Source organism: Corynebacterium tuberculostearicum (assembly GCF_022347385.1).
GTDB lineage: Bacteria > Actinomycetota > Actinomycetes > Mycobacteriales > Mycobacteriaceae > Corynebacterium > Corynebacterium tuberculostearicum_M.
On record NZ_JAKRDT010000019.1, the window covers coordinates 1 to 20721 of the forward strand.

Below are 20721 nucleotides of genomic sequence, written 5' to 3' on the forward strand. Positions count from 1 at the left end.
GGAGGGGGCTGCCAGGAGGGGGCGTCGGCAAGCGGGGTGGCACCCACCGAGGTAGGCAGCGGCCGCTCGGGCGCGGGCTGGGCGCAGCCGGCGAGGCAGAAAGCGGCCAGGATGGCGAAAATGAGAGTGCGCTGCATTGAAAATCCCCCCGAATTGAAAAGTGCAACGCCCCGGAGTTTAGCGGCTGACTGTGAATCGCGCACTCCAACTTTTGTATAGCGCGCGAATCGCTAGAATGTCAGATATGCCTAATACTTCCCAGTCGCAACAGTGGTTTGAGCGTTCCTCCAAGGTGATTCCGGGCGGGGTGAACTCGCCGGTGCGCGCGTTTGGCTCCGTGGGCGGCCAGGCCCGCGTGATTGAGCGCGGTGCGGGCTCGCGCCTGTGGGACGTCGATGGCAACGAGTACGTTGACCTGGTCAGCTCCTATGGCCCGATGATTCACGGCAATGCCCACCCAGAGATTGTGGAGGCCGTGCAGCAGGCCGCTGCGGGTGGCTTGAGCTTCGGCTCGCCCACCGAGGGTGAGGCTTTGCTCGCGGAGGCCATTGTGTCGCGCACCGCGGCCGATAAGGTGCGCATGGTCAACTCCGGCACCGAGGCCACCATGTCTGCGGTGCGCCTGGCCCGCGGCTACACCGGCCGCGCCAAGGTGTTGAAGTTCGAGGGTTGCTACCACGGCCACGTGGATGCGCTGTTGGCCTCGGCCGGCTCCGGCGTGGCGACCTTTGCGCTGCCGGATTCCCCGGGTGTTACGGGCGCGACGGCGGCCGATACCATCGTCGTTCCTTATAACGATATCGAGGCCGTGCGCGAGGCATTTGCGCAGCACCCGGGCGAGATTGCCTGCATTATCGCGGAAGCCTCGGCCGGCAACATGGGCACCGTGGCTCCAGAGGAAGGCTTCAACGCCGCGCTTGCCGACGTCGCCCATAGCGACGGCGCCCTCCTCATCCTCGACGAGGTCATGACCGGCTTCCGCACCTCCTATAAGGGCTGGTACGGCGTCGACGGCGTGGCGGCGGACCTAGTGACCTTCGGCAAGGTCGTCTCCGGTGGCCTGCCGGCCGCAGCCTTCGGCGGCCGCGCCGAAGTTATGGACTACCTCGCCCCGGACGGTCCGGTCTACCAGGCCGGCACGCTGTCCGGTAATCCGGTGGCCATGGCCTCCGGCCTGAAGTCTTTGGAGCTGGCCGATGAATCGCTCTACGAGCGCCTGCAGGCCAACGCGGACCGCCTGACCGGCATGATTTCCTCCGCGCTATCGGCCGAAGGCGTAGCGCACCACATCCAGCGGGCGTCGTCGATGTTCTCCATCCGCTTTGCCGAGGGCGAGGGCCGCAACTTTGCCGATATGCAGGCGGCCGAGACCTTCCGCTTCACCCCGTTCTTCCACGCCCTGCTGGATAACGGCATCTACGTCGCACCGAGCCCATTCGAAACCTGGTTTGTCTCGGATGCACTTACCGACGCCGACTTTGAACTCATCGAAGCCGCCCTCAAGCCCGCCGCGCAGGCGGCGGCCGCCGCGCGTCCCGCACATTAAGTCCCGCACACCAAGGAGAGACATGACACGCACCATCGTTCACCTCGTGCGCCACGGCGAGGTCCACAACCCGGAGAAGATCCTCTACGGTCGCATCCCGGGCTATCACCTGTCCTCGCGCGGGCATTCCATGGCGGCGCGCACCGCGGAGTCTTTCCGCGATCATGACGTGACCTACCTGGCGGCCTCGCCGCTGCAGCGCGCCCAGGAAACCGCGCGGCCGATTGCGCAGGTAACGGGGCTAGACGTGGACGTCGATAAGACGCTCATCGAGTCCGGCAACCGCTTCGAGGGCCTGCGCACAAAAGGCCTGCGTTCCGCGCTGTGGAACCCGCGCCGCTGGCCGCTGCTGGTCAACCCGCTGGAGCCCTCGTGGGGCGAGCCCTATGAGCAGATTGCCGAGCGCATGCTGGGCTCCATCGAACGCGCCCGCACCGCCGCGGCCGGCCACGAGGCGATCTTGGTCAGCCACCAGCTGCCCATCGTGATGGTGCAGCGCACCGTGCTGGGCCAGCGCCTGCCGCACGCGCCGTGGAACCGCGAATGCGACCTGGCCTCGGTCACCTCTTTGCTTTTTGAGGATAACCAGGTCACCGATATCTTCTATTCCGAACCGGCGCAGGAGATTTAATGGCACTACAACGCAGGCGTGCAGTCGGCGCGGTGCTTGCTGCGGTGGCGGTAGCGCTGCCGCTTGCCGGTTGCTCGCAGGACTCCGATAACGCGCAAAACGCGGTCGCGACCGGCGGCAACTTCGAGTTCATCACGCCCGGCGGCGAAAAGGTCATCAACTACGAGGAATCTGAGCGCAAGCCGCTGCGCACCTTCTCTGGCGAGGATGTGCGCGATACGGATAAGACCATTTCCCTGGAGGACTATGAGGGCGAAATCGTCGTGCTCAACTCCTGGGGCCAGTGGTGCGCTCCGTGCCGCGCCGAGGCCGATGACCTCCAAGAGATTCACACTGAGCTGCAAAAACGCGATCTTGGCACCGTGCTGGGCATCAACGTGCGCGACTATAACCCGCAGGTGTCCAATGACTTTCTCAAGGATAATGGTCTGACCTACCCCTCCATCTACGATCCACCATTTAAGACCGCGGCGGCCCTGGGCGGCGTGCCCACCTCCGTGGTCCCGACCACCATCGTCTTGGACAAACAACACCGCCCGGCTACGGTCTTCTTGCGGTCCATCACCGCTCAAGATGTGATGGACGTAGTGGACAAATTAGAAAAGGAATAAATGGACAACGCAGCGAGCATCGGCAACTCTTTTGCCGAGGCCGCGACCTCCGGCCCACTCATTCTGGGCCTGTTCGCGGCCGCCGTGGCGGGGCTGGTGAGTTTTGCCAGCCCGTGCGTCGTCCCACTGGTGCCTGGCTATATTTCCTACCTGGCCGGCGTGGTGGGCGGCGAGGTTACGTTTGACGGTGAGTTGGGGGTGGGCGTCGGCAAGCGCAGGCAATGGGCCGTGGTACTGGCCGCCGCCTTGTTTATCCTGGGATTTACCGTGGTTTTCCTGCTGGCGACGGTTTCCGTATTCGGCGCGATTTCCGCGCTCCGGCTCAATGAGGAGACGCTCATGCGCATCGGTGGCGGCGTGACCATCCTGATGGGTGTGGTTTTCCTCGGCGCGATCCCGGCGCTGCAGAAGGACACCCGCATGGCGCCGAAGCGTTGGACCACCTGGCTGGGTGCGCCGCTGCTGGGCGGGATTTTCGCGCTGGGCTGGACGCCGTGCCTGGGCCCAACGCTGGCCGCCATTATTTCCGTATCGGCCGGCACCGAAGGCATGACGGCCGCGCGTGGCGTGCTGCTCATTATCTTTTATTGCCTGGGCTTGGGCCTGCCGTTCCTGCTGGTGGCGCTGGGCTCCGCGCGGGCGATGCGCTCGATTTCGTGGGCCCGCAAGCACTCGCATACCATCCAGGTCGTCGGCGGCGTGGCCATGATCCTCGTCGGCTTGGCCCTGGTAACCGGCCTGTGGGGCGAGTTTATTAACTTCATCCGCCAGTGGACCGTGGACTACGGCGCCACCCTGATTTAGGAGAGACGTGAAATATTTCCGCAAAGCCTGGCATTGGCTGACCAGCATGCGCACGGCACTGGCGCTGCTTTTCTTGCTGGCGCTGGCCGCGATTCCCGGTTCCTTGCTGCCGCAGCGCGACCTCAACGAGCAGAACGTGCAGGACTTCATCGAGTCCAACGGCAACGTGGCGAAGATCTACGACAAGCTGCAGCTTTTCGACGTCTTTTCTTCCGTCTGGTTCCAGGCCATCTTCATTCTCTTGGCCATTTCCCTGGTGGGCTGCATCCTGCCGCGCTCCTGGGATCACTATAAGGCGTGGAAGACCCCGCCAACGCGCGCGCCGAAGTACCTCCACAAGCTGCCGTTGGCGGCCGAGGGGCATTCGGATAAGAGCGAGGAAGAGCTATCCGCGGAAATTACAAAGCGCCTGAAGAGGTGGCGCGTGGCTGAGTACTCGCCAGAGAAGGACCGCGCTGGCGTGCATACCTTCTCCGCGGAGCGCGGCTACGGCCGCGAGCTGGCCAACCTCATTTTCCACGTGGCGCTGGTGGCCATCTTGGTCACCGTCGCCGCCGGCCGTTTGGTCAACTATGAGGGCCAGGTCATCGTGGTCACCGAGTCTGGTTCGCAGGGCGGTGGCCAGACCCTGGACCAGTCCACGGAGTTCTGCAATACCTCCACGTCCAACTTTGACTCCTTCCGCGCCGGCCCGCTTTTCGACGGCACCGGTCTCCACCCCTTCTGCCTCATCGCCCATGACTTCGCGGCCGAATACCTGCCCAACGGCCAGGCGGAGATGTTTACCTCCAACGTTTCCTACGCGGAGGGCGAAGATATCTACAAGGATGACTCCGAGTGGAAGGATTATGAGCTCAAGGTCAACCACCCGCTGCGCCTGGCGCACAACCGCGTCTACTTGCAGGGCCACGGCTACGCGCCGACGGTCACGGTGGAATGGCCCAATGGCGAAAAGCGCACCCAGACCATTCAGTTCCAGCCGAATGACACGACCTTCTTCTTGTCCTCCGGCGCGATGCGCTTCGACCCACCGGCCGGCATGCACCCGGATCTCTATGACCGCCGCCAGAACCAGATCGCCATCCAGGGCCTCTTCGCGCCCACGGCCGAGTGGGCCGGCGAGAACGGCAAGCTGCTGCAGTCCGCATACCCCGGGCTGCAGGATCCGGCGATGGCCATCGATATCTACCGCGGCGATGCCGGCCTGGACACCGGCACCCCGCAGTCCTTCTTCTCGCTGGACCCGAACCTGGTGCAGTCCGGCCAGCTGCAAAAGATTGACCGCGTGAACCTCAACCAAGGCGAGGACGTCACCCTGGACGATGGCACGAAGATCACCTTCGACGGCGCCAGCGAGTTCGCCAATTACCAGGTCTCTTATGATCCTTTCCAGAAGTGGGTGCTGGCCTCCGCGCTGGTGATGCTCATTTCCCTGGTGGGATCGCTGGTGATTAAGCGCCGCCGCGTCTACATCCGCCTGCGGCCGAATGCGGCCGGCGGCACCGACGTGGAGATGGGCGGGCTTGCCCGCACCGACCGCGCCGGCTGGTCCGAGGAGTTCCACGAGCTGCACCGCGCGCTGCTGGAGCTGCCAGACCCAGATGAGGTCGAAGAAGACGAGCTTTATACCGATGATTAGTACGTCGACCTAGTCCAACAAAAGTTGGACTAGGCCATTTCGCTGAGTAAGGTAATCAGCACTATCCCCGCACGTGTATTGGCTAGGAGCGTTCATGCAGATCGATCAGAATCTGTCTAATTTCTCGGATATCGCGGTGCAGACCGCCTTTGTGGTGTACTGCGTCGCGCTCTTTATGTCGCTGTTCTACTACGGCCGCATGCAGGGAATTATCGAGGGCCGCCGTGCCGTGAAATCCCAGGCCTCGAAGGTCTTGGTGGGGGCGGGCGCTGGGGACGTCGATAAGCAGGGCTATGCAGGCGAGGTTGCCCAGTCTTCTTCCGGAATCACGGCCGATGAGCTGAAGGAAAAGGAGCGCAAGGCCGATAAGCTCGGCGGCATGACCAGCTCGCTGATGTGGGTAGGCATTGCGCTCCACGCCGCGGCGATTGTGCTGCGTGGCCTGGCTACCGGCCGCTTCCCCTTTGGCAACCTGTACGAGTACGTGCTGATGGTGAGCTTCGGCGTGCTGCTGGTGGGTAATATGGCCATGCAGCGCAAGGAATGGCGCACCGTGTGGCCGTGGCTGCTCACCCCGACCCTCGCGCTGATGTTTTATGGTTCCACCAAGCTCTATGCCGAGTCCGCCCCGGTGGTGCCGGCGCTGCAGTCGCACTGGCTGCCCATCCACGTCACCGTGGTTTCTTTGGGCGCGTCCATCGGTATTATCTCCGGCATTGTCTCGCTGCTGACGCTGTTCCGTATGGCGCAACCGAAGCATGCCGAGCATGGCTTCTTCGGTGCGGTGGCCCGCCCGCTGCCTTCTGCCGCAAAGATTGACCAGCTGGCCTACCGCCTGGCTGTTATCACCCTGCCGACCTTGGGTCTGGGCATCATCCTGGGGGCCATCTGGGCCGAGTCCGCCTGGGGCCGCTTCTGGGGTTGGGACCCGAAGGAGACCGTATCCTTTGCCACCTGGATCCTGTACGCCGCGTACCTGCACGCGCGTGCGACGCCGGCCTTCCGCAAGGCGGCGCCGTGGATCAACGTCATGGCGATGGCGCTGATGGTCTTCAACCTGTTCTTTATCAATATGGTCGTCTCCGGCCTGCATTCCTATGCGGGGCTGAACTAGATGGCGGAGCATAATAGCCCGCGCCATAAGCAGGGCAAGCCGGCCGGCGATAATGCGGTGATTTTGGGCCTTGGCGCCCAATTCGCCGAGCGCCGCCGCGAGTTGGGCATTTTGCAGCAGCAGCTTGCCGACGCCGCCGGTATCTCCCGCTCCACCCTCCACACCATCGAGCACGGTGGTGCGGGCGTGCGGTGGGAAAAGATCACCGCCGTGGCTGAGGCCTTAGGCCTAGAGATGCGCTTCGTGCCGAAGGAAGCCTAGTCCTTCTCGCCGTCGGCGTCGCGTTTGCGGCGCTGGCGGCGCTTTTCTTCTTCTGCCTCCTGTGCGCGGCGCTGCTTGAAGCGCTCCTTTTCCAGTTTCCAGAGGAATTCCTCATCATCGTCGGGGCCCTTGATAGCGCGGGGTTGTTCCACTTCGCGCTTTTTCCATGTCGAGGGCCCGAAGGCCTTCCAGACGAGGTAGGCGGCGAGGATAAAGAGTAGGAGGAGGATGATTCGACCCATGCGTGCGATTCTACCTGCACCGCGTACAATCAACCCCCATGACGCATAACCCTGAGCCACCCAAGCCGGACCCAGAACTGCGCCGCCGTTCGCGCGCGGCGCTGTGGAAGTACGGGCTCGCCCGCGTAGTGCTTTTTATCGCTTTGACCGCGGTGATCGAGATTTTGGCCATCGCCATCGGCTTTCCCATCCCGGTGCTCATCGCGGCGCTGCTGGCGCTCTTTGTGGCGCTGCCGCTATCGATGCTGATCTTTAAAAAGTGGCGCATCGAGGCCACCCAGACGCTGGCCGAGTACTCCGCCCAGCGTAAGGCCCACAAGCGCTGGGTCCAGGCGGAGCTGGAAGGCCGCGCCGCGCAGGATTAGACGATGATGAGTGCGGCGGCTTCGATAACGGCCCACAGCAGCATCGCGCGGCCGGTCAGGCCGAGCACCGGGATAAGCTCTGGACCTTGGGCGCCGCGGTTGACGGTGCGAATGGCACGCAGCGCGAAGGGGAAGTAGACCAAGCCGGCGAGTGCGAGCCAGCTGCTGAAGGCAATGCCAATGGTCAGCAGGAATGGCAGAAGGAGCAGCACCGTAAAGAGCAGGCGTGCCTTCTCGTTTCCGAGGCGTACGGCGAGCGTAATCTTGCCGGTTTCGGCGTCGGAGGGAATATCGCGGATATTATTGACTAAGTTCACCCCGGAGCTCATCGCGCCGATGCCCACGGCCAGCGCGAGACCCGACCACGATAGGCGGCCGGCCTGAGTGAATTCGGTGCCAAGCACGGCGACGAGCCCGAAGAAGATAAAGACGGCGACCTCGCCGAGCCCGCGATAGCCATACGGGTTCTTGCCACCGGTATAAAACCACGCGCCGGCGATGCATAGCGCGCCGACGAGGATGAGCCACCACGCATGCGCCGCGAAGGAGAGCGCGATGCCGGCGAGCCCGGCCACGGCGAAGGCGGCAAAGGCCGCGAGCTTTACGTGCTGCGGGCGGGCCAGGCCGCCGCCGGTGAGGCGCTGCGGACCGGTGCGGTCGTCGTCGGTGCCGCGGATGCCATCCGAGTAATCGTTGGCGTAATTGACACCGATGATGAGCGCCCACGCCACCACGAGGGCGAGAAGCGCGCGGCCGAAGTGCGCGCCGTCGGCAGCCGCTGCGGCACCAGTACCAGCGATGACTGGGGCGAAGGCATTAGCCCACGTGTGCGGGCGTGCGCCTTGGAGCCAGTCTTTGGCAGTTGCGGGATAGGCAGAAAGTGACATGTCAGTTATTGTGCCACGCCACCGCGGGCATGCTGTGCACAAGGGACGCACACGGCGGATATATAAAAGCCACGGGTATGGCGGAAGCGCGTCGTACGTACCCAAGAAAGGACGGCTGTGGGCCACACCCGTGACAAAAGTTCAATGAGTTGAACTTTCTTAAAGTTATCATGTGAATCGCTCGCGGGGCAAGGCCTTTACTACGATGAATGTCATGCATTTAAGCGATCTCCCTGAACGTACCCAGGACTACCTCAAAGTCCTGTGGGACCTCTCCGAGCACTCCGGCGGCGTGCCCATCGCGCTCAAGGAGCTGGCGGGGCGATTGAACCAAAAGGTGCCCACGGCGTCGGAAGCCGTAAAGCGTCTCGTTGCCCAAGGGCTGGTGGAACATGAGCGCTACGCTGGCGTTTCGCTGACCCCAGAGGGCCAGGCACTGTCCATGGGCATGGTCCGCCGCCATCGTCTCCTCGAGACCTTCTTGGTCAAAGAGCTGGGGTACACCTGGGACGAGGTTCACGAGGATGCCGATCTCCTCGAGCATGCATGCTCCGATCGCTTCATCGATCGACTCGATCAGCACCTGGGCCATCCTCAGCGCGATCCCCACGGCGATCCCATCCCCGACGCGCAGGGCAGCATCGAGGACCTTGGCACGCTCACGCTTGACGACGTCCCCCTTCACACCCCTGTCACCATCGAGCGGGTATGCGACGGAGACACCGAGCTGTTGCGCTACCTCGACAGCCATGGCGTCGGCCTGGGCGTCGAGGTCGTAGTCGATTCCCGCGTTGCGGGCCTGCTCAACCTGCACGCAGGGGACGAGGAGTTCTCTCTTGCGGAAGTCGCGGCCGCCGACGTGACGGTGCGCGCTAACGAAGTCTAATCAGTTCTTAAAGAGCCCTGCGACACCACGACGGTCCACCTTGCCGGGGCCGGTCAGCGGCATCTCAGCAATGCGGATAATCTCGCGCGGAATCTGCCACCGAGGCAGGTCATCGAGCGCTTCGAGGATGTCGGTGCGCGAGGCCCAGCCGGTGTAAGCTGCGGCGATCATCTGGCCAAGACGTGGATCAGGGATGCCCACCACGCATACACTGTCGACGCCCGGTACCTGCAACAAGAGCTGTTCCAGTTGTTCTGGGTGCAACTTCAACCCGCCCGAGTTGATGATGCTGTCCAGACGTCCAGTGACGGTGAGTTGACCGTGGGCGTCGAGCTCCCCGGCGTCGGAAGTTGCGAACCAGCCACCGACGAAGTCGCGCGATTCCACATTGCGGTAGCCCTGCGCAATGGTCGGCCCGCCCAGGAAAATGCGGTTATCTTCCCCGATGCGCACCTCGGTGCCGGGCAGGGGAGTGCCGTTGTAGACGCAACCGCCCGCAGTCTCCGAGGAGCCATAGGTGGTTACCACGGTGATGTCGAGCTTGCGCGCAGATTCCAATAGCTGGGGATGCGGCGCTGCTCCACCTACCAGGATGGAGTTGAAACGGCGCAGTGCTTGGATGCCGTCCAGCGAATCGAGTGCCTTGTGCAGCTGCATCGGTGTGAGCGCGGTGTACATGCGGTCCTCGGTGTGGGCGAGTTCTTCTGCTGCGCGGGCGAACTCGGTGATGTTAAAGCCTTGGGACAGGTCGAGGCAGAGTGGCTCCACACCCGCCACCAACGAACGCACGAGCACCTGGATGCCCGCGATGTGGTGGGCGGGCATGGCCAGTAGCCATTGGCCGGGGCCACCCAGGAAAGAATGGGTGGCATCCGCACTCGCCACCAGGTTAAGCGGGCTTAGCTGCGCACCCTTCGGTGTGCCCGTGGAACCCGAGGTGGACACCACCAAAGCAATGTCCTCAGCAATCGATTCGCCCGCGCGCATGTGGTTGCGCAGCAATTCCGTCCGCGTGCGGTCCGCTGCGGGAAGGGGTAAGAGCGTGGTCTGCCCAGCGATGGCCTTCTCGAGGTCATCCAAAATTCCTGCGGGATTGCGGGGATCGACTGGGAGTGGGGCGAGGATATGAGTCACGAATAATCAGGTTACCCGGGCATATCGCTCGTCCCGGGAGGCGGCGCGCCGGGCGTTTAGAGCAAGGCCCGCAGCCCCATGCTGAGCAAATAGAACACACCCGCCAGCACCGCGATGCAGCCGCCCGCCGACAAACTGAGCGCGGCCGCCAGCCAGAGCCCGCCGCATGCCAGCGCAATGCCCGCGATACCGGCACCGAGCATGAGCTGGGTCGGGCGCTTGATCCACGGCTGCAACGCCGCCGCCGGGGCTACCAGCAGCGCCAGGGACAAGATAGTGCCCACCGCGGGAATCACCACCACCATGGTCACGCTGATAAGCGTGAGGGTAAGCAAGTCATAGCGGCCGGGCTTTCCGCCTTGTGCGCGGAAGGACGTCTGGTCGAAGTAGAAGGAGACTAACGTCCGGCGAAATGCCACCAGCACGCCAAGGCTGACCACCACCAGGGCGCCGACAAACCAGACATCCTGCGCATTGACAGTGGTCAGCGAGCCCACGAGAAAGCTATCCACGTGGATAGGTAGCGGTTGGAACCAGCGCAGCAACAAGATGCCCAGGGAAAATCCCAGGGTGAGCGTCACGCCGGCGGCAGCGGTCGAAGAAATGCCCTCGACGGTACTCAACCACCGCATAAGCCAGGCCAAAGGTAGGCAGAACAGTGCCGCGCCCACCATCAAACCCGTGGAGAGATCCAAGCTCAGAAGGTTGGCCACCACTACGCCGAGCACCGCGCCGGGGAAGATTCCGTGCGACAGGCTCTCGGCGAAAAAGACGCGCTTGCCCATGACCATCAAGGTTCCAACCAAGCCAGATAAACATCCCACAGCAATGGCCTCAAGGAGGGGCATCCGCAGGATCTCTGGATCAAGATGAGACAGTCCCATTAGCTAAATACCCCCTTCAAGCCCGCTAGCGGCACGGTGACAACCAGCATCAAGCTGACGATTGCCTGCGGCGAAATCTGGTGCGCGGTTTGGGACAGCATGATGGCAAATCCCACCACCACTGCCAGCGTGGACAAACCCGCAGCCCAGAAGCACATGCTGCGCGGGGATCCTGCGATCAAGCGCGCCGAGAGGCCTGGAATGACAATAAAACCGATAACCAGCAACACACCCACTGCCGAGCTAGCCGCCACCACGATTAGGCCAACCGCGATATTCGCAATGAGCTCATAAGTCGCCACGTTGATGCCCATGGCGCGGGCCGCTGTGGTATCGAAAGCGACGAGAATCTGCATGCGCCAGGTTGTCAGGATGAGTAGTGCCGCAATCACGCAGAGCGTGACGGAGGTTGCCAGCCTGGACTGCGTGACGTCGAGAAGCCGGCCAAACATGAGGGCCTCCAGCTGCCCGGACTTGTCGCCATAGGCCAAACTGATGACCACGCCGATGCCGTACATAAAGGTCAGCACCACGGCCGTTCCGGCTTCCATATCCAGCTTCTGCGCTGACTGGCCCTGCCCAGAACCCAGAGAAGCCAGCACCAGCACCGTCACCGTGGCCACCGCGGCCGCACCCGGCACGATGCCCGGGATGCCGCCCACGATGAGCCCTACCACGATGCCCGGAAAAACCGAGTGCACGAGGGCTTCCACCGTAAATTCCATGCGGCGGAGATTAACGAGGACGCTAATGGCAGCTCCCGCAATCGATAGGCACAGCAGGAAGAGGAAGGCATTGCGCAGGTACGGGGCGAAGAGAATCTGCTCCATTACAGTCGCGCACCTTGCTCCATATAGGTTTCCACTGCTTCCTCGGTTCCCATGGTGTGGACCTTGCCGTCGAGCACAAACGCCGCCCAGTCGCAGGTGTGCTGCGCCAAGATGGGGTCGTGAGTGGAGACGAGCAGGGCGATTCCTGCTTCCTTGAGATCCGCAATGATCTGAATCAGGATTCGGCGGCTTTCTTGATCAAGCCCGTTGAAGGGTTCGTCGAGAAGCACCAGCTCCGGGGCCGAAACCAACGCGCGCGCGATGAGCACGCGCTGGCGCTGCCCTCCCGAGAGCTGGCCAAACCGCGTCTCGGCGAGGTGCTCCATCCCCACTTGTCGCAGGGCATTGAGTACATGGCCGCGATAGCTACGCATGCTCGTGCACCTATGCCACCAGCTCACTGAGGGCAAAAGGCCCATTTCCACGACCTTGTAAGCCGTGACGGGAAAACTCAGGTCGGAGTCTTGGTACTGCGGGACGTAGCCGAGCGAGGCGTCGATGGTGGCCATGCCGCGCAAGGCAGCCAGGCCAGTGATTGCCTTGAGCAGCGTAGACTTGCCCGCGCCGTTGGCCCCCAGGAGCGCCACGGCCTCGCTCGCGCGGATCTCAAGATCAACGTCGGTGAGGATATCCCGGGCGCCATAGCCGCAGGTGGCATTGCGCAGAGTGATTAATGGGGAAGACATATAGAGCTACTTGCGCTTGGCGACGTCGAATGCCTGCAGCGATTCCGGCAACGGTTGCTGTTCGGAGTCCCAGGCGCTGACCAGGGTGTTGATGTTGTGGACGATGGATCCGATGTAGGTCTCGCCCTCACTGCCTGGCACACCTAGCGAGTCGCCGTACAAAGCGTCGTCGGATGTAACCGCCTTGACGCCTGCGGCGCGGGCGATGGCCTCGATGGACTTCGAGTTGTTGGAATTCTCCGCAAAGATGGCCTTGGCGCCGGACTCGCGGACCTTCTTTACCTGCTCATCGATGTGGCTCGAGGTGGCGTCCTGCTGGTGGTTGAAGTCAGACAGTGCGGAGCCGATGAATTTCACGCCATACTCGTTAGAGAAGTAGCCGAAGGCGTCGTGGGAAGAGAAGAGCACGCGGTCTTGCTCAGGAACTGCGGACATGGAATCGCTGGCCCACTTGTCGAGGTCCTCCAACTGGTCGGTGTACTTCTTGCCGGCGGCGGTGAAGGCGTCCTTGGCCTGCGGGGAGGCCTGGGACAACGTGTTGACGATGTTGTCGACCTGAATCTTGGCCTGCTTCGGGGAGGTCCACACGTGCGGGTCGTACTTGAATTCTGGGGCCTCGCCGTCCTCCCCCGGGAAAGGCCACGGGCGCGGGCTCACGTGCTCGATGCCCTCGTCGATGGTGTACTTGCCGTTGCCATCGCCCATACCTTCGCTCTTGACGCCCGAGGTCACGGCCATGACGCCGTGGAAGCCGGAGGAGTCCACGGCTTGGTCGAGGAAGTGCTCGAGGTCGACTCCGTTGACGAACATGTAGTCGGCCTGGGAGAGCGCCTGCATCTGCTGTGGGGTCATCTCGTGCTCGTGGGCGCTGGCGTTGGGGGCGAGCAAACAGGTGAGGTCGAGGGTCACTGGGCCCTCGCCGGAGGTGGTCTCTGCACCTTGGGAGTCGACCTTGTGGAGCTTGACGCCGCCGGCGGCTATCTGGGTGAGGTAGTCGCAGATCTGGGTAGTCGTGGCCACGGCCTTGACGGTGTCGCCGTCCTTCGGCTTTGCAGCGTCGATGGATTCCTTCGAGGCGCTGCAAGCGGCGAGGCTGGCGCCGAGTGCGAGGGCGCAGGTGCCTGCGAGAATGCGCTGTAGGGGCCGGCGTGGGGTGCTGTGATTTGAGTTCATAATGAACTTCCTTTGTATTAGGAGAAGTGAACTCAACAAACACTAGCACCCTTGAACTAGATTGTTCAACGTAATGAACTTAGGTGGTCCTATCTCTTCCTTAAGCTGCCAAAATTTAAAAATGCCTCTCACTTCAATGAGTGAAGTGAGAGGCTAGGAAGCGGTGGCCTTATTTGGCTACTTTTGCCTTTTTGCTGAAGGGGAGCTGATCCAGGGAGCGTATGCCGGGGCCGGCGGCGAGCATCAGGCCCGCGACGGCGACGGTCCATTCGGAGAACTTTTGCCAGCCCTGGGCGATGAGAATTACGCCCAGGGCGACGCGTGCTGCGAGCATGACGAATGAGTTGCAGAGTTTCATGTTCGACACTTTAAGTATTAACTATGGGCATGTCCACAATTGCTTGAGATGTCTCACTCCGGTCCGAGGGCGCCCCACGCCATTTACTCCGCTACATGTATGGATTGCGCGGGGTGTCCTCCTGATCGAAGGGACGCTCCCCGCTGTCCTGCGCATCCTTGATACGCTTGAGCATCCACACTCGCGAGACGATGACGCCCGCCAGTGCAAGTGTGGCCAAGCCGATGGCGAAAATCCACATCGTGCTAACTCCTGGCTAGTAGTAATACGGGAACTGCTCCCACTGCGGGTCGCGCTTTTCGAGGAATGCTTCTTTGCCCTCGACGGCCTCGTCGGTCATGTACGCCAGGCGGGTCGCCTCGCCGGCGAAGACCTGCTGGCCCATGAGGCCGTCATCGGTCAGGTTGAAAGCGAACTTCAGCATGCGCTGGGCTGTTGGGGACTTGCCGTTGATTTCGCGGCCCATCTGGATTGCGGCGTCTTCCAAGTCGGCGTGATCGACAACCTCATTGACCGCGCCCATCTCATACATCCGCTGGGCATCATAGGTGCGGCCCAAGAAGAAAATCTCGCGGGCGAATTTTTGGCCCACCATCTTGGCTAGGTAGGCCGAGCCATAGCCGGCGTCGAAGGACCCTACGTCCGCGTCCGTCTGCTTGAAGCGCGCCTCCTGGCGGGAGGCGACCGTCATATCGCAGACCACGTGCAGCGAGTGCCCGCCGCCGGCCGCCCAACCATTGACCACGGCGATGACCACCTTGGGCATGGTGCGGATGAGGCGCTGGACCTCCAGGATATGCAAGCGGCCACCCTCCACCTTCTCGCGGGCGGTGTCCACGGTGGATTCATCCGCGGTGGCGTCATCATGGGCGTGCTCGGTGGCGTAGCGGTACCCGGAGCGGCCGCGAATGCGCTGGTCGCCGCCCGAACAAAAAGCCCAGCCGCCATCCTTGTCGGAAGGACCATTGCCGGTGAGCAAAATCGTTCCCACATCCGGCGTGCGGCGGGCGTGATCCAGGGCGCGGTAGAGCTCGTCTACGGTATGCGGACGAAACGCATTGCGTACCTCCGGGCGATCGAAGGCGATGCGCACGATGCCGTTCTTGCGGCCCTCGCCGTTGAGCCGGTGATAGGTGATATCCGTCAGGTCCTCAAAACCTTCTACGGCATGCCACAATTCCGGGCGGAACGGATTATCGGTGCTGTATTTTTTCTGCTCGCTCATGATGGCCAGCTTAGTGGCAAAAGAAGAATAGTCCCCATTCCCAACCCTCACCCACACACACTGCCCAGCAGGCCGGTAATAATCAATACGCGATACTGCGAGGTTGTTGCCCCGCACAATACCCGTGTACGCCATACCAGCGCGGTACTCCATGCCATGGGGAGACTCGAACTCCCCGCCCCTTAAAGCGCTAAAGGGGGCCAGAGTCCCAGGATTTTCCCCTCCAGGGTGGGGGCCTGCTCGCTGCAGGTGTGTGGGCTACCATCGCGCGCTTTAAGCAGCGCGCGATATGACTATCCGTTTTTCAGTTCGGTATTCCAGTTCAGTTGCTGGATGCGGGTATCCAGCTCGCGATACTGCTTAGACAAATCATCGACACGCTTGCGCAGATCCGCCACCGGGATGGTGGAGACAAACTTAATCTCGGTGCGGGAATAGCGATCCGAGCGGGTGCCCGCCCGCTGCGCCAAGTCATGGTAGATGCGGCGCTTGCGCAAGAGGCCGTCGCGAAGCGCGAGGGCTTCCATCAAGTTCCTCTTCTCATCAAAGGCGGTGGCGATATTCGTCGCATTAATGGCCTGCACCAGCTCATCGATGCGCCCGGCCACGCCGTCGAGCTCGCGCAGCAGCTCCTGCGGATCCTCATCCGGGGTATCGCCCTCCTGCACGCGGGCCACGGTGAGCAACCGCTCGTGCAGGCTATTGAGGCGCTCCTGTGCCTGTGCGCGCTCCGCCAATGCCTCAGCTAGCAGCATAATTCCTCCTTTATTGGTATGGGTTCCCAAAATAGCGCAGAGCGGGGGAGGGGTCAATGGCCGGCGGGCGCTACCATGAAGGCCATGCATATCGATGACGTCCTCGACCGCGCCCACGTAGTCTCCCTCCCGCTCGCCGTGCGTTTCCGCGGCATTACCACCAGGGAAGCCTTGCTCATCGATGGCCCGGCCGGCTGGGGCGAGTTCGCGCCCTTCTTGGAATACGGCCCGGCCGAGTCCGCCGCGTGGCTGCGCGCCGGGCTCGAGGCCGCCTACGAGGGCTTTCCAGAGCCGGTACGCGATTCCATCGAGGTCAACGCCACCATCCCGGCCGTGCCCGCCAGCGAGGTCCCGGCCGTGGTGGAGCGCTACCCCGGCTGCCGCACCTTCAAAATCAAGGTAGCGGAGAAGGGACACACGCTTGCCGACGACGCCGCTCGCGTCCACGCCGTCCGCGACGCCGTCACCCAACGCGGCGATATCCCCATCCTTCGCGTGGACGCCAACGGCGGCTGGAGCGTCGATGAGGCGGTCGAGGCCGCGCAGATGATGATGCCGCTGGACTATATGGAACAGCCCTGTGCCACCACCGAGGAGCTCGCCCAGGTCCGCGGCCGCCTTATGCGCGCTGGTCTCTTTGTGCGCGTCGCCGCCGATGAATCCATCCGTAAGGTCGCGGACCCTTATCGCGTCGCCGAGCTGCAGGCCGCGGATGTCGCCGTGGTCAAGCCCGCCCCGCTTGGCGGCGTGCGCCGCGTCCTCGAGGTGGCCCAGCACCTGCGCCAGCGCCATATGGATATCACGGTGGCCTCCGCGCTGGATACCTCCATTGGCATCAATATGGGCCTTGCGGCCGTCGCCGCGCTCCCGCGCATCTACGACGATGAGGACATCGACGTCACCCCAGCCGCCGCAGGCCTTGCCACAGGCTCCCTTTTCGAAGAGGATGTCACCGCCCCGCGCCCGCTTGTCGATGGCCACCTTCCCGCCGATATCCTCGCCCCCGACCCAGACCGCCTCGCTGCACTCGCCGCCCCCGCCGATCGCCGCGATTGGTGGTTCGATCGCGTTCGCGCCTGCTGGCCGCACCTTTCTGAATCGCACGTTTCTGACTAGGGCCTAGAGCAAGCTCTGGTGAAACCTCCACGCCGGGGTCGCCAGCGCCCGACGCACCTTTTGCGGCCGGCTCTTTAGCCCGCGCACACTGCGCCGATGCGCCACCGTTTCTTGCACCGTCTCCACCACCAGCTTGAGGTGGTAGTCGGTGCACTCATCCGTAAACTTCAGCGGCGCCCATCCGTGCTGCACCGCGTGATTGGTCTTCCACGTCCCGATGAGGAATTCCCGGTGATTATTCTCCGGCGCGTGATAATAAAGCGAGTCCAAGTCCACCACCGTCGTCCCCGCTTCGAAGCCTAAATCCCAGGTATACGGCCCAAGCCGGAAATTTGGCACCGGCTTGAGCCCCACCCGCCGCATCTCGTGGTACATCCGCTGCTCCCATTTCGACGCCGTCCCCACCGGCGCCTGCTCCGCCAACTCGCGCACCGCGTCCCTTTTCTTACTGATCACCAGCTCTAAATCGGCCGCGAACCTCCCCCTTCCGTTGAGCCCGCGATACGCCTGCGCCAGCGCTTCTTTCAGCAGCCACTCGCTGCAGCGCTCGAAGCTCAATGCATCTGCTACCGCCTGTGCCGGCAACGCCATCCTTACACCCTTTATCCGATTCGCCGGCACCGGCCGCGACCTCACCGTATACACCACATCATCCGCTCGAATCCGGCAGTTTTTATCCACCCGGATCACCGCCGGCAGCTGCACCTCGCATAAGCCATAGGCCGCGAGCGCCGCCGTCCCCGAAAACACCGCATCCGGATAAAGCTGCGCCACCGCGGCTACTTTATCTTTCGCGCTCGCCTCTGCAGCGATATAACAGTTGCGCCGCAAGCGCAAAAGTGTTCCCCCACTAATCCTGCTGCGGATTTGATAGTCAGTAAGGCCTAAATCTAGTAATTCATTTCTCGTCCACATGACTCATTGGACTGGAAATCTTCCGGAAAGGTTCCACCTTCCTAGTTTCAACGATTTCGTCCATCTAGAACACCTAAACCGTCGACGGTTTTCGCCATATGGGTGGACGAAATCGTTGAAAGCCGGTGAACCGCTAGAGAGAACCGTTAAAAAACTGCTGTCAGGCTTGAGACTGCCCAACCTGCCACCTGTGAGTACGCTGGAGGACATGTCTACTATCAAGGTCCGCGATGCTCACCTGCACAATCTGCGCAATGTCGACGTCGATATGCCCCGCGGCAAGCTCGTCGCGGTCACAGGTGTGTCTGGTTCGGGCAAATCTTCGCTGGCGTTCGGTACGATTCACGGCGAAGGCCAACGCCGCTACCTTGAATCGGTAGCACCCTTCGCACGCCGCCTCATTAGCTCGGCCGTCGACCCACAGGTCAGCCAGGTAGAGGGCCTACCGCCGACGGTCGCACTGCAGCAATCGACCTCCGGCGGCGGAGCGCGCTCTACGGTGGGCACGGTGTCCGCGCTCTCCAATAGCGTGCGCCTGCTTTATTCGCGCGCCGGTGATAACCCGGAGGGCCTGTACTCGGATTCCTTCTCGCCCAATACCCCGGAGGGAATGTGTCCGCAGTGCCACGGCACAGGCGTGGTGCATGAGCCGACCGAGGACTCGATGGTCCCGGATCCCACCCTCTCCATCGAGGAAGGAGCCATCCAAGCCTGGCCGGGCGCCTGGGCCGGCAAGAACTTCCACGACATTTTGATGAACTTGGGCTATGACCTGGATTCGCCCTGGCAAGAGCTGCCGCAAGAAGACCGCGACTGGATCCTCTTCACGGAAGAGCGCCCCGTAGTCACGGTCAAGCCCTTGCGCGGAAAAGATCAGATTCAGCGCAACTATGAGGGCACGTGGCGCTCGGTGGCCAGCTACCTCAATAAGACGCTTGCGGAGACCCAATCGGATACCCTGCGCAAGCGCACCCTGTCCTATATGGAATCGCGCGAGTGCGAGACCTGTGGCGGCCGCCGCCTCAACCCGGCCGCGCTGAAGGTCACCTATGCGGGCATGCCGATTGATGAGCTGGGCGCGCTGCCGCTGGATAGGGTGCATGAGGTGCTCAGCAAGCAGAACCCGGAGGAGAATTCGGCCGAGGATTTGCTCCTGCGGCAGATTCTGCCGGCGTTGACCTCGGCGCTGGAGCTCGGCTTGGCGCACCTCAGCCTGGATCGGCCGACGCAGAGCCTGTCCGGTGGCGAGATGCAGCGCATCCGTTTGGCGGCGCAGCTGCGCTCCGGTCTCTTCGGTGTGGCCTATGTGCTCGACGAGCCCTCGGCCGGCCTGCACCCCGATGAGCGCGACGCGGTCATGGATATGTGCCGCCGTTTCATCGCGGCCGGCAACTCCGTGCTCTTGGTGGAGCATGACATGGATCTGGTCGCGCAGGCGGACTGGCTCGTTGACGTCGGCCCGCTGGCCGGCGAGCGCGGCGGCAACGTGGTCTATTCGGGCCCGGTTGCAGACTATGACGCGGACACCCCTACCGCCAATGCGCTGGCTCACCGCACGCTCGCGCTTGCCGACGACCCCCGCACCCCCTCCTCCCACCTCGCCCTGCGCGGCATCAACGCACGCAGCATCGACAACCTGGATGTGGATTTTGGCTTGGGCCAATTCACGGCGGTCGCCGGTGTCTCCGGTTCGGGTAAATCCACCCTGGTCAGCACGGTGCTGGCTGGCCTGCTGCGACAGTCCGCCACGGCCGTTTCCGATGAGGAAGAGACCGAGGACAAGGGCTGGTCCGTAGAGAGCACGGAGGGCTTTGACCGAGTAAAGCGCGTCGTGCAGATTACCCAGAAGCCCATCGGCCGTACCCCGCGCTCCACGCTGGCAACCTACACTGGGCTTTTCGATAACGTCCGCAAGCTATTCGCCTCCACCGATGAGGCCAAACAGCGCAAGTGGACGGTCTCGCGCTTTTCTTACAACGTAAAGCAAGGCCAGTGCCCCACCTGCGGCGGCGCGGGCAAGATCGAGGTGGAGCTGGTCTTCTTGCCGGGCTCGTACACCACCTGCCCGGAGTGCGGCGGCGCCCGCTTCAACGACGAGACCCTCGAGGTGACCTGGCAGGGCCGCACCATCGCGGACATCTTGGAGCTCACCGTGGATGAGGCCGCGGAGGTCTTCGCCGAGGAAGAAAAGATTTACCGCGCCATTGCTACGCTGCAGGCCGTCGGCCTGGGCTACCTCCGCTTGGGCCAGGGCGCGCCGGAGCTGTCCGGCGGCGAGGCCCAGCGCATTAAGCTGGCCACGGAGCTGCAGCGCTCCCGCAATTCGCGTCGCGGCCACACGGTCTACCTGCTGGACGAGCCCACCACGGGCCTGCACCCAGCCGATATCGACCTGCTCAATACCGAGCTGCACAAGCTGGCGGATGCGGGCCATACGGTAATCGTCGTCGATCATGATCTTTCGGTCATGGCGCATGCGGACCGCATCATCGAGATGGGCCCGGGCGCTGGCGAAGATGGCGGCCGCATCATCGCGGATGCCACCCCGGCGCAGGTCGCTGCAGAGGATACCGCCACCGGCCGTGCCTTGAGTGCACGCCAAGCGCACTAAGCGGCGAGCCGCGGCTTCCCCGTTAGCTGTGGGAGACCTCTCTGGGAT

General features: G+C 62.9%; 23 protein-coding genes. 11 read left to right on the forward strand and 12 right to left on the reverse strand.

All coding sequences use genetic code 11. The features are described 5' to 3' along the window. Positions 1-235: 235 nt before the first annotated feature. The 7 genes from hemL (at position 236) to MHK00_RS09870 (ending at position 6606) form a co-directional block, all read left to right on the forward strand. Positions 236-1546 carry a glutamate-1-semialdehyde 2,1-aminomutase gene (gene hemL, locus MHK00_RS09840; RefSeq protein WP_250411591.1) on the forward strand — a complete coding sequence of 437 codons (1311 nt, stop codon included), beginning with the start codon at positions 236-238 and terminating at the stop codon, positions 1544-1546. Between the two features lie 22 nt (positions 1547-1568). Next, a complete protein-coding gene (locus MHK00_RS09845) occupies positions 1569-2177 on the forward strand; it encodes a histidine phosphatase family protein (RefSeq protein ID WP_179387341.1) in 609 nt (202 codons plus the stop codon). Further along, the gene (locus tag MHK00_RS09850; protein WP_250411593.1) at positions 2177-2788 is read left to right on the forward strand and encodes a TlpA disulfide reductase family protein; all 612 of its coding nucleotides are present in this window, start codon (positions 2177-2179) and stop codon (positions 2786-2788) included. Before MHK00_RS09845 ends, MHK00_RS09850 begins: the two co-directional genes overlap by 1 nt. Next, positions 2789-3592, forward strand: a complete 804-nt coding sequence (locus MHK00_RS09855) for a cytochrome c biogenesis CcdA family protein (RefSeq protein ID WP_250411595.1) — start codon at positions 2789-2791, stop codon at positions 3590-3592. A 7-nt stretch (positions 3593-3599) separates the two neighbouring features. Then, positions 3600-5231: a cytochrome c biogenesis protein ResB gene (locus MHK00_RS09860; protein WP_250411597.1), complete on the forward strand. Its 1632-nt coding sequence runs from the start codon at positions 3600-3602 to the stop codon at positions 5229-5231. 94 nt (positions 5232-5325) lie between these two features. Beyond that, complete coding sequence (gene ccsB, locus MHK00_RS09865) at positions 5326-6345, forward strand: c-type cytochrome biogenesis protein CcsB (RefSeq protein WP_250411599.1); 1020 nt, start codon at positions 5326-5328, stop codon at positions 6343-6345. Next, on the forward strand, positions 6346-6606 hold the full coding sequence (locus tag MHK00_RS09870; RefSeq protein ID WP_250411601.1) for a helix-turn-helix domain-containing protein: 261 nt from the start codon (positions 6346-6348) through the stop codon (positions 6604-6606). It abuts the gene before it with no gap. Here the strand turns inward: MHK00_RS09870 and MHK00_RS09875 are convergent. Next, entirely contained in the window at positions 6603-6848 is a 246-nt protein-coding gene (locus tag MHK00_RS09875) for a hypothetical protein (RefSeq protein ID WP_239278162.1), read from the reverse strand. The two genes, MHK00_RS09870 and MHK00_RS09875, sit on opposite strands and share 4 nt — an antisense overlap. 38 nt (positions 6849-6886) lie before the next feature. Here MHK00_RS09875 and MHK00_RS09880 point away from each other — a divergent pair, with 38 nt between their 5' ends. Next, the gene (locus MHK00_RS09880; protein WP_250411603.1) at positions 6887-7213 is read left to right on the forward strand and encodes a DUF4229 domain-containing protein; all 327 of its coding nucleotides are present in this window, start codon (positions 6887-6889) and stop codon (positions 7211-7213) included. Here the strand turns inward: MHK00_RS09880 and MHK00_RS09885 are convergent. Beyond that, positions 7210-8100 (reverse strand): 1,4-dihydroxy-2-naphthoate polyprenyltransferase, encoded by an 891-nt coding sequence (locus MHK00_RS09885; RefSeq protein ID WP_250411605.1) that lies wholly within the window; start codon positions 8098-8100, stop codon positions 7210-7212. The genes MHK00_RS09880 and MHK00_RS09885 overlap by 4 nt on opposite strands. A gap of 214 nt (positions 8101-8314) precedes the next feature. Between MHK00_RS09885 and MHK00_RS09890 the strand changes: the two genes are divergently transcribed. Beyond that, entirely contained in the window at positions 8315-8986 is a 672-nt protein-coding gene (locus MHK00_RS09890) for a metal-dependent transcriptional regulator (protein ID WP_411763097.1), read from the forward strand. Here the strand turns inward: MHK00_RS09890 and menE are convergent, their stop codons facing one another. The 9 genes from menE to MHK00_RS09935 all read right to left on the reverse strand — a co-directional run bounded on the left by menE (position 8987) and on the right by MHK00_RS09935 (position 16031). After that, on the reverse strand, positions 8987-10120 hold the full coding sequence (gene menE / locus MHK00_RS09895) for an o-succinylbenzoate--CoA ligase (RefSeq protein WP_005322961.1): 1134 nt from the start codon (positions 10118-10120) through the stop codon (positions 8987-8989). Positions 10121-10176: 56 nt separating this feature from the next. After that, a complete protein-coding gene (locus MHK00_RS09900; protein WP_023020499.1) occupies positions 10177-11004 on the reverse strand; it encodes a metal ABC transporter permease in 828 nt (275 codons plus the stop codon). Beyond that, complete coding sequence (locus MHK00_RS09905; protein ID WP_250411607.1) at positions 11004-11834, reverse strand: metal ABC transporter permease; 831 nt, start codon at positions 11832-11834, stop codon at positions 11004-11006. The genes MHK00_RS09900 and MHK00_RS09905 overlap by 1 nt, the downstream gene beginning before the upstream one ends. Beyond that, positions 11834-12520 carry a metal ABC transporter ATP-binding protein gene (locus MHK00_RS09910; protein ID WP_005322958.1) on the reverse strand — a complete coding sequence of 229 codons (687 nt, stop codon included), beginning with the start codon at positions 12518-12520 and terminating at the stop codon, positions 11834-11836. Before MHK00_RS09910 ends, MHK00_RS09905 begins: the two co-directional genes overlap by 1 nt. Positions 12521-12526: 6 nt before the next feature. Beyond that, on the reverse strand, positions 12527-13693 hold the full coding sequence (locus tag MHK00_RS09915; RefSeq protein ID WP_250411609.1) for a metal ABC transporter substrate-binding protein: 1167 nt from the start codon (positions 13691-13693) through the stop codon (positions 12527-12529). A 169-nt stretch (positions 13694-13862) separates the two neighbouring features. After that, positions 13863-14051: a hypothetical protein gene (locus MHK00_RS09920; RefSeq protein ID WP_005322954.1), complete on the reverse strand. Its 189-nt coding sequence runs from the start codon at positions 14049-14051 to the stop codon at positions 13863-13865. Positions 14052-14142: 91 nt separating this feature from the next. Continuing rightward, the gene (locus MHK00_RS09925; protein WP_005322953.1) at positions 14143-14292 is read right to left on the reverse strand and encodes a hypothetical protein; all 150 of its coding nucleotides are present in this window, start codon (positions 14290-14292) and stop codon (positions 14143-14145) included. Positions 14293-14307: 15 nt separating this feature from the next. Continuing rightward, complete coding sequence (locus MHK00_RS09930) at positions 14308-15276, reverse strand: 1,4-dihydroxy-2-naphthoyl-CoA synthase (RefSeq protein WP_034668262.1); 969 nt, start codon at positions 15274-15276, stop codon at positions 14308-14310. Positions 15277-15569: 293 nt separating this feature from the next. Continuing rightward, complete coding sequence (locus MHK00_RS09935) at positions 15570-16031, reverse strand: DIP1984 family protein (RefSeq protein ID WP_005322951.1); 462 nt, start codon at positions 16029-16031, stop codon at positions 15570-15572. Between the two features lie 75 nt (positions 16032-16106). Here MHK00_RS09935 and MHK00_RS09940 point away from each other — a divergent pair, with 75 nt between their 5' ends. Continuing rightward, the gene (locus MHK00_RS09940) at positions 16107-17147 is read left to right on the forward strand and encodes an o-succinylbenzoate synthase (protein ID WP_436232077.1); all 1041 of its coding nucleotides are present in this window, start codon (positions 16107-16109) and stop codon (positions 17145-17147) included. Positions 17148-17150: 3 nt separating this feature from the next. Here the strand turns inward: MHK00_RS09940 and MHK00_RS09945 are convergent, their stop codons facing one another. After that, positions 17151-17978 carry a hypothetical protein gene (locus MHK00_RS09945; protein ID WP_236587045.1) on the reverse strand — a complete coding sequence of 276 codons (828 nt, stop codon included), beginning with the start codon at positions 17976-17978 and terminating at the stop codon, positions 17151-17153. A gap of 292 nt (positions 17979-18270) precedes the next feature. Between MHK00_RS09945 and MHK00_RS09950 the strand changes: the two genes are divergently transcribed. Next, positions 18271-20673 (forward strand): ATP-binding cassette domain-containing protein, encoded by a 2403-nt coding sequence (locus MHK00_RS09950; RefSeq protein WP_250411613.1) that lies wholly within the window; start codon positions 18271-18273, stop codon positions 20671-20673. Positions 20674-20721 lie beyond the last annotated feature (48 nt).